Genomic DNA, 7,707 nt, shown 5'->3' with positions numbered 1-7,707 from the left:
TGTTCTACCCGCTCCGTGAGAACTTGAATTCAGAAATTCCTCATTCCCCAAACCTCTTACTACCCATGCGCCGTCTCTCATATTGCCCGGAATCACCCCCATTTCATCTTTGTAGGAGGATGTCGCACCCTTCCGATGTAATACTCCGTCTTCTGTTATTTCGGCATGATTATGAGTCTTATTTATCATTCCGTCTTTAAATTTGTCCCAATCCTCTCCAAAAATATTTAGTATAGACTTCATAATTGCCGATCTATTTGCTAAGGCATACTTGAGGAAGAAATTCATATCTTCGAGATATGCCTGTCCTAAATCTGAATCGAGATTTAGTATTCCGTCTGAATCTTTGCTCATCTTCATGTAATATTGGGCGGTTTTCCAACCGGCACCCCTTGAACCGCTGTGAATCGTAATTGAAACTGTACCTGATGTTGTTTTACCTATTTCAATGAAGTGATTTCCCGAACCAAGTGATCCAAGTTGCGATATAATTTTTGCGTCAACAATTTTCTGTAATTCTTTATTCCCTGATGCTGTTTTAAAGCCTAAATATTCTTGAGGCGCATCATGTCCGCCACCTACACCCATTGGAACTCTGTCATAAATAGTATCAAATATGTGAACCTTCTCCCTTTCATCAGGGAATATATCTTCTACAGGAAGTCCAGTGTCCACGTAGCACATTCCGCAACCAATATCATATCCAACAAATGACGGAGATATATGATTATCTAATAGTGCTACTCCGCCGATAGGCATATCATAACCCTGATGAACATCGGGCATAATTGCCATCTTTTTCACAATATCCATTTGTGCCACATTGTATATCTGCTCAATCGCGCCCTGTTCTACCTCTTCTTCGGGTATTAGCCATTTAATTTTATTTCTCACGGTTTCTTTCATATATTTATCCTGTGCCGATTAACATTCAGCCTTCTCTTTGGATATCAGGAGGAGCCGAACGCTCCCTTCTATTTCAACGACACCATCTGCCCTCGTCTGGACGAATCCGCCAGCTGGCGGGACTAACCCCGCTGAAAGCGGGGCGAGCCCAATCAACTCTCAAAACTCCAGCTCTGCGGTCAGGGCAACCCTAACCCGCACCACATTTTGCGGAGGGCGAGGGATTCGAACCCCCAAGGGATTGCTCCCAGCGGTTTTCAAGACCGCCGCATTACCGTTCTGACCAGCCCTCCGGGTACAAATCTAATAATTCCCTAAAAAGATGCAATCTGAAAGATTTTTATATGCGGTCCGGCTGAGCCGGACTCGCACGTGTTTGATCCCCTCTTGAGAGGGGAACTCCAAACCTCTCCCCTGGAGGGGAGTGTCCCGAAGCTTCGGGACGAGGGGTGTTATCGTTTGGTCATCGGCAAATCACACCCTCTGTCTTCAGACTTCGTCTGAATCCACCTCCCTCAAGGGAGGAGGCTTCCGCTTGCGATCTTCTTATGGCGGTCTGGCTGAGCCGGCTTCAGAATGATTAAATCTATTGTGGCGCAGTCACCCTGAGCGGAGTCGAAGGGTGCCTGCGTTGTTTTGCAGTGGAGAAAACGCAGACATCTCGCCTTGCTCGATGGCTACGCCACAGTAATACGTAAATACTGTTTTTTTGGAGTGCATCCGGCGGCTGCCGGATGCCGCATCAACTCAGTTGATGCACTCCATATAACACACCCCTGCCAGCCTCTGCTGGCTTTCCCCTCTTATTGGAGGGAATTTAAAGACAACCACCCCTTGTGTTCCCCTCCTTAAGAAGGAGGGGATTTAAACGATTTTTCTTTTTAAGATCTAAATCAGGCTTATGAACATCTTACCCGGGAGCTGCCGGACGAGGGAGCGGAGTTCCAATCCCAAAAGAGTTGCGAGCGCCTGCGAGGTAGCGATCGAACCGCGCTCTGCTATGTCGTCGATGTAGAGCGGGTCGGAGCTGAGGAGTTCCATCATCGACTGCTCCTCCGGTGTGAACTCGAAGTTAAGTTTTGTCTGGCGCGGTTCACGCTTCCTCTCGACGATCGCGTCCAACTCGGACAATATATCCTCCGCGCTCGTTATGAGTTTAGCGCCCGTGGAGATCAATCTGTGCGGACCTCTGCTCTTTTTTGCGTTCGCTTTGCCCGGAAGAGCAAACACCTCCCTGTTCTGGTCAACTGCATAGTAAGCGGTTATAAGCGCGCCGCTGTTTACGTCCCCTTCGATCACGAGCGTTCCGAGGCTCAATCCGCTGATTATCCTGTTCCGCTGCGGGAAGTTGCCCCTGTCGGGAGCGGTGCTCATCGGAAATTCACTTATCAGACATCCGCTCTCGATTAGTTTCATTGATAGATCGACGTTCTCCTGCGGATATATCCTGTCAATCCCGGAACCGAGAACCGCTATACTGCGTCCGCCGATTGCGAGAGCGGCTTTATGTGCGTGCGTATCAACGCCGAAAGCGAGACCGCTGATAATCGTCATTCCCTCGCGGGCGAGCCCGGTGACGATCTCATCCGTCATAGCCTTCCCGTAATCCGTCACCCCTCTTGTGCCGACGACCGCTAAGGAATAATCATCCTCTTTAATCAGATCTCCCTTGATGAAATAGAAAGGCGGGGGATCGACGATTGCCCTCAACCGCTGCGGATACTCATCATCCCAATACGAAACAAGCCTGCACCCTGTCCGGTTGATAGATTCGAGCTGCTCCGATATGAACTCTCCGGCATCGTCGGCAAGTATAGCCGAAGCCCTGTCTTTCGTTATCCTTTTGATCTTGCAGAGCTCGTTTGCGCTCTTTCCGAACACATCGGCAGGCGAGCCGAACTCGTCCACAAGCGAAATATAGGTGGCAGGACCTACATTAGGCGCGTGATAGAGCTTCAGTATGTCTTCAATCGGATAGTTTTTCGAGCTCATCCCATAATCCATAAATAAGTGTATCGACACCCTCCCCTGTTACGGCAGAGATTAGAAACGGTTTATTCCCCCCTATTTTCAACGAGGATAATTTATCTCTATCCTCCGCTGCATCTAATTTGTTCAAGCAGACAAGAAAAGGTTTGCCTGTAAGGTCTATCGTGTAAGAAGCGAGTTCATGCTTCAATTTATCAAACGTTTCAACGGGAGATTCGTCGAGGCAGTCTATAAGATAAAGGATGATCTTGGTCCGCTCGATATGCTTCAGGAAGCGGTCGCCGAGACCCTTACCCTCATGCGCACCCTCTATCAATCCGGGTATGTCCGCCACGAGGAAACTCTTGTATTCTTCAACGGCGACAATACCTAAGTTGGGTTCGAGTGTTGTAAAGGGATAGTCCGCTATCTTCGGTCTCGCCGCGCTTATCCTGGAGAGGAGAGTTGATTTTCCGGCATTCGGATAACCGATAATACCCACATCGGCTAAAAGCTTGAGCTCCATCTCGAGGGTACGTTCCTCTCCCTTCCTGCCGAGTTCAGACTCATCCGGATTCTGAAAAGTCGCAGTGGCGAACGCCGCATTGCCTTTCCCTCCCTTACCCCCTTCAGCTACAACGAAAGATTCATCAACTTCTGTCATATCGGCAATAACGATTCCCGTAGTCTGGTCTTTGATTATGGTGCCCGGGGGTACCCTGAAAATTGCCGGTTCGCCGCTCTTACCCGATTTATTGGAGCCTGAGCCGTGACCGCCTCTTTTCCCCTTATAGCTCTTCCTGTATTTAACATCCTGAAGTGTTGTAAGGTTGGAATCTACCTGCACTATTACGCTCCCCCCGTCACCGCCGTTTCCGCCGTCCGGACCGCCCTTCGGCACGTGTTTTTCCCTTCTGAAACTTATGATACCGTTTCCGCCGTCTCCGGCTTTAACCCTGATGACGGCATAGTCTACAAACATGGTAAGTTTAAATTATAATTAGAGGTTTTCGGTTATCGCTTCGGCGAACTCTTGTGTTCCCAATTTGGTCGCCCCTTCCATCTGACGTTCGAGATCATATGTAACCTTTTTCTGCCGGATAGTGTTTTCAAGAGCATTTTCAATGAGTTTCGCCGCTTCGTCCCAACCGAGATATTTCAGCATCATCACGCCCGAAAGGAGCAGCGAACCGGGGTTGACCATATTCTTGTTCGCATATTTCGGCGCTGTGCCGTGAGTCGCCTCAAAAAGACCTATCTCGTCACCGATGTTGGCGCCCGGAGCCATTCCGAGTCCTCCGACCTGCGCGGCGCAAGCATCAGACATATAGTCACCGTTGAGGTTCGGCATCGCAGCGACCTCGTAGTCATCGGTCCGGGTCAATATCTGCTGAAACATGCTGTCAGCGATCCTGTCGTTCATCAGAATTTTCCCGTTCGGCATCTCCCCGTTGTGATTTTCCCAGAGATCGCTTTCTGAGAGTGTCTCCTCTCCAAATTCCTCCGCCGCAAGCTCATATCCCCAATCCCTGAACGCCCCCTCCGTGAACTTCATGATATTTCCCTTATGCACGAGCGTGACCGTTTTTCTGTTATTCGAAATGGCGTATTGAATTGCTTTTCTGACGAGTCTCTTCGTCCCCCGCACGCTTATGGGTTTGATTCCTATCCCGGAATCCCGTCTTATCTCCTTACCGAAGTTTTCTTTCAAAAAGTCAATGATGGCAAGCGCCTCGTCGCTTCCTTCGGCCCATTCGATACCCGCATAGACGTCCTCGGTGTTCTCGCGGAATATAACGATGTTCATCTTTTCAGGATGTTTGACCGGGCTCGGCACCCCTTCATAATACTTGATCGGCCTGATGCATGCGTACAGATCCAATACCTGCCGCAGCGTAACGTTCAGACTCCTGAATCCCCCGCCGACGGGAGTGGTCAGCGGACCCTTGATGGCAACAAGATAGTCCCTGATGGCGTTGACGGTATCGTCGGGCAGATACTCGCCGTAAATCTCCTTGGCTTTATCACCGGCGTAGATTTCCATCCACGATATCGACCTCTTCGAGCTGTAGGTTTTATCCACGGCGGCATCGAGAACGAGTTTTGCCGCCTTCCAGATATCCGGACCGATCCCGTCTCCTTCGATGAAAGGTATTATAGGATTGTCCGGAGCCCGGATTGCCCCGTTTTCGAATCTTATCTTCTCGCCTTTTTCGGGCTGTGCGATTTTATCATACGGCATATCTGAACTCCCGAAAGATGTTTCGTTCAATCACCCGATTTATCGCTGCTTTTCTCAACTTTATCCTTTTTCGGAGTCTCTTTCTTGGCAGTTTCTTTTTCTGCTTTTTTGTCCCTTCCTTTATTCTTGTAATCGGTGATGTAAAATCCGGAACCCTTAAAAATTAATCCGACTCCCCCTCCTATGAGCCGTTTGGCAGTGTTCTTGCCGCACCTCGGACATTTTTTCAGAGGATCTTCAGTTATGTGCTGGAAGTGTTCGAACTCTTTTCCGCAGCTATCGCATTTATAATCATACGTCGGCATAAATTGCTTCACTCCCCACATTTATCATTATCGATTGAAAGGCTGCTATCGCCGCCACCTCTACTATATCTTTTGAGGTACATCCACGTGAAAGATCGTGCATAGGCGCCTTTAAACCTTGAAGCAGCGGTCCGAGAGCGGTGAAGCCCCCTAATCTCTCTGCCATCTTATAGGCAATGTTCCCGCTGTCGAGGTCAGGAAATATCAGAACGTTGGCTTCCCCCGCCACCGCGCTTTCGGGCGCTTTTCTTTTCCCGACTTCAGCGTCTACAGCCGCATCGAACTGGAACTCGCCGTCCATCTCGAGATCAGGACGAATGTTTCTTGCTATTTCAAGCGCTTCGGTTACTTTCTCGACCTTAGCGTGCGCCGCGCTCCCTTTTGTAGAAAACGACAAAAAGGCGATCTTCGGTTTCTCACCCGAGAGCAGCTTATGGCTCTGCGCCGATTCTATGGCTATCTCAGCCAATTGTTTCGGATCGGGGTCCGGGACAACACCGCAGTCGGCAAATGTATAAGCTTTTTGCCGGTCGGGAGAGATCATAAAAAAACTACTCGAAAGCAATTCAGTGCCCTTTTTCAGACCGATAAACAGCAGTGCGGCTCGCGCTACCGCTGCGCTCGTGTTTACCGCCCCCGCAACAGAGGCATCCGCCTTCCCGGAGGTAACCATCAGTGCGCCGAAATTGACGGCTCTTTTCACTTCTTCTGCCGCCTCTTCTCTGGTTTTTCCGCGTTCGCCGAGCAGATCGAACGCAAGGTCGGTAAATTCGTTTTCGTGTTCGGAAGATTCCGGGTCGATTATCGAAACACCTTTTAAGTCAATCCGGTTATCGAGAGCAGTCGATTGGACAGCGCTGATTTCTCCAAGCAGCGTAACGTCCGCGATTTCAGAATCTATAAGTTCTCTCGCAGCCAGTAAAGTCCTGACGTCCTCCCCTTCCGGAAGCACCAACTTCACACTGCCGCTCTTCGCCCCGTCAATTATTCTCTGCATCTGATTCAAAGATCAACTGCCTGAGAACTTTTCCCGGAGTTTATTTTCCACGTAATCCGGAACGTAATCACTCACATCACCGCCGAAACTCGCTACTTCCTTGACGATTGTTGAATTCAGGTGGATATATTCCTGCGCGGGCGTTAGAAACACCGTCTCGAAATCAGCATTCAGCTTCCTGTTCATCAGCGACATCTGGAACTCGTATTCAAAATCGGAGACAGCCCTCAAACCCCTTATCATTGCCGAGGCGTTCACGCTTCTTATGTACTCTGCGACCAAACCGTCAAATTGTGCAACCTCCACGTTTTCTTCGCCCTTTAGAGCCTGCCGGATCATCTCTTCCCTTTCGTCGAGATCGAACAGGGGAGTTTTTCCGGTGTTAACGGCGACCGTTACTATGACTTTGTCGAACAGCTTCAATCCTCTCCTGATTATATCCACATGCCCGTTTGTAATCGGGTCGAACGTTCCCGGATAGACGGCTAATCTCAATTTTTACTCCCGAACAAGTAGATCATTGAACCCCCGAATTTCTTTTCCCGGTCAGGTTGTGCATGCAACTTTTTATTCCCATCCGCAGGAGCCTCTAACACGAAAGAACCGCCGTTGTTTAATACCATTAATGCTGCAGACGTCAGTTCAGGCGTTTTTTCATAACTGTACGGCGGATCCGCGAATATTAAGTCCCATCTTTCACTCTTGCTTTCCGCAAGAAATTTCAGGCTGTCTTTCCTTCGGAGAATCGCTCTGTCACCTTCCCCTAATTTCGCTACGTTTTTTCTGATCAATCCAATAGCTTCTTGCGACACTTCCACGAACGTCGCTTTGATCGCACCTCTGCTGAGCGCCTCGATCCCCAGGCTTCCGGTGCCTGCGAACAGATCAAGCACTTTAATTCCCTCAATATCTCCAAGCACGTTGAATATCCATTCTTTTGTTCTGTCGGTCGTGGGCCGGATTTCGTTCCCTGAGAGAGCTGCAAGCCGGTTGCCGCGATGTAAGCCGGAGATTACCCTTACCATTTGTCAGGAGAGAGCTCTACTGCCCGGATTGACCAATTTTAAGTAAAGCGACAGGGTCGATACCGATTCGTCTATGCCTAATATTGCCGCCCGTGAAACTTCATAAGCCGCATCGAGTTTCATCAGAGAATCAATGAACAGCACTATCGATTCGTTGGCGCCCTCAACCGCTATTTCAACAGGAGTAATAGAGCTGCCGTTCCTCCTTGCTTCTTTTCCCGCATCAAATTTTTTGAGATTCAGTCCCGACTTCGCCAGGTTATC

General features: G+C 49.4%; 9 protein-coding genes and 1 tRNA gene. All 10 read right to left on the bottom strand.

The window, feature by feature from the left end; genetic code table 11:
* A partial coding sequence (locus tag IID12_08905; protein MCH8289207.1) for an RtcB family protein occupies nucleotides 1-906 on the bottom strand: 906 nt, incomplete at its 3' end.
* A 210-nt stretch (nucleotides 907-1,116) separates the two neighbouring features.
* Nucleotides 1,117-1,199: transfer RNA gene (locus tag IID12_08900), tRNA-Ser, on the bottom strand.
* Nucleotides 1,200-1,794: 595 nt separating this feature from the next.
* Entirely contained in the window at nucleotides 1,795-2,898 is a 1,104-nt protein-coding gene (gene dprA / locus IID12_08895; protein MCH8289206.1) for a DNA-protecting protein DprA, read from the bottom strand.
* Nucleotides 2,873-3,856, bottom strand: a complete 984-nt coding sequence (obgE, locus tag IID12_08890; GenBank protein MCH8289205.1) for a GTPase ObgE — start codon at nucleotides 3,854-3,856, stop codon at nucleotides 2,873-2,875. The genes dprA and obgE overlap by 26 nt, the downstream gene beginning before the upstream one ends.
* A gap of 18 nt (nucleotides 3,857-3,874) precedes the next feature.
* Nucleotides 3,875-5,116, bottom strand: coding sequence for an isocitrate dehydrogenase (NADP(+)) (gene icd, locus IID12_08885; GenBank protein MCH8289204.1), 1,242 nt, complete (start codon nucleotides 5,114-5,116; stop codon nucleotides 3,875-3,877).
* 26 nt (nucleotides 5,117-5,142) lie between these two features.
* Nucleotides 5,143-5,421 carry a zinc ribbon domain-containing protein gene (locus IID12_08880; protein ID MCH8289203.1) on the bottom strand — a complete coding sequence of 93 codons (279 nt, stop codon included), beginning with the start codon at nucleotides 5,419-5,421 and terminating at the stop codon, nucleotides 5,143-5,145.
* Nucleotides 5,408-6,418, bottom strand: a complete 1,011-nt coding sequence (pta, locus tag IID12_08875; protein ID MCH8289202.1) for a phosphate acetyltransferase — start codon at nucleotides 6,416-6,418, stop codon at nucleotides 5,408-5,410. Before pta ends, IID12_08880 begins: the two co-directional genes overlap by 14 nt.
* A 12-nt stretch (nucleotides 6,419-6,430) precedes the next feature.
* Complete coding sequence (gene coaD, locus IID12_08870) at nucleotides 6,431-6,913, bottom strand: pantetheine-phosphate adenylyltransferase (GenBank protein MCH8289201.1); 483 nt, start codon at nucleotides 6,911-6,913, stop codon at nucleotides 6,431-6,433.
* The gene (gene rsmD, locus IID12_08865; GenBank protein MCH8289200.1) at nucleotides 6,910-7,443 is read right to left on the bottom strand and encodes a 16S rRNA (guanine(966)-N(2))-methyltransferase RsmD; all 534 of its coding nucleotides are present in this window, start codon (nucleotides 7,441-7,443) and stop codon (nucleotides 6,910-6,912) included. Before rsmD ends, coaD begins: the two co-directional genes overlap by 4 nt.
* 3 nt (nucleotides 7,444-7,446) lie before the next feature.
* The coding region (locus IID12_08860; GenBank protein ID MCH8289199.1) for a hypothetical protein at nucleotides 7,447-7,707 on the bottom strand (261 nt) is incomplete at its 5' end.

It is taken from the genome of Candidatus Neomarinimicrobiota bacterium (assembly GCA_022567655.1).
Taxonomy (GTDB): domain Bacteria; phylum Fidelibacterota; class SORT01; order SORT01; family SORT01; genus JADFGO01.
This window is presented reverse-complemented; position numbering and strand designations above follow the sequence as displayed.